Annotated in this window: 1 rRNA gene; it reads right to left on the bottom strand. The window is 55.4% G+C overall.

What is annotated here, in order from left to right:
- Positions 1-1242 (bottom strand): 23S ribosomal RNA (locus M3650_RS31125); the annotation flags it as partial.

Raw genomic sequence — 1242 nt, 5'->3', positions numbered from 1 at the left:
AATTGGGAAATCTCATCTTGAGGGGGGCTTCACGCTTAGATGCTTTCAGCGCTTATCCCTTCCGTACGTAGCTACCCAGCCATGCCTCTGGCGAGACAACTGGTACACCAGCGGTACGTCCATCCCGGTCCTCTCGTACTAAGGACAGCTCCTCTCAAATTTCCTACGCCCGCGACAGATAGGGACCGAACTGTCTCACGACGTTCTGAACCCAGCTCGCGTACCGCTTTAATGGGCGAACAGCCCAACCCTTGGGACCTACTTCAGCCCCAGGATGCGATGAGCCGACATCGAGGTGCCAAACCTCCCCGTCGATGTGGACTCTTGGGGGAGATAAGCCTGTTATCCCCAGGGTAGCTTTTATCCGTTGAGCGATGGCCCTTCCATGCGGTACCACCGGATCACTAAGCCCGACTTTCGTCCCTGCTCGACTTGTAGGTCTCGCAGTCAAGCTCCCTTCTGCCTTTGCACTCTTCGAATGATTTCCAACCATTCTGAGGGAACCTTGGGGCGCCTCCGTTACTCTTTAGGAGGCGACCGCCCCAGTCAAACTGCCCACCTGACACTGTCCCCGAACCGGATCACGGTCCTAGGTTAGAACTCCGATACGATCAGGGTGGTATCCCAACGATGCCTCCACCGATGCTGGCGCACCGGCTTCGCAGGCTCCCACCTATCCTGTACAGACCGTACCAAAGTTCAATATCAAGCTGCAGTAAAGCTCCATGGGGTCTTTCCGTCTTGTCGCGGGTAACCTGCATCTTCACAGGTATTAAAATTTCACCGGATCTCTCGTTGAGACAGCGCCCAAGTCGTTACGCCATTCGTGCGGGTCAGAATTTACCTGACAAGGAATTTCGCTACCTTAGGACCGTTATAGTTACGGCCGCCGTTTACTGGGGCTTCGGTTCATAGCTTCGCCTTGCGGCTAACCACTCCCCTTAACCTTCCAGCACCGGGCAGGCGTCAGCCCGTATACTTCGCCTTGCGGCTTCGCACAGACCTGTGTTTTTGCTAAACAGTCGCTTGGGCCTTTTCACTGCGGCCCCCTCGGGCTATTCACCCTACCGAGGCACCCCTTCTCCCGAAGTTACGGGGTCATTTTGCCGAGTTCCTTAACGAGAGTTCTTCCGCGCGCCTTAGAATTCTCTTCTCGCCTACCTGTGTCGGTTTGCGGTACGGGCACCTTCATCCTGGCTAGAGGCTTTTCTTGGCAGCATGAAATCAAGACCTTCGGTACTA

Source organism: Paenibacillus sp. MER TA 81-3, from assembly GCF_023713585.1.
GTDB lineage: Bacteria > Bacillota > Bacilli > Paenibacillales > Paenibacillaceae > Paenibacillus_B > Paenibacillus_B profundus.
Note: the sequence above shows the minus strand (reverse complement) of the source record. Positions and strands in the feature narration are given on the sequence as shown.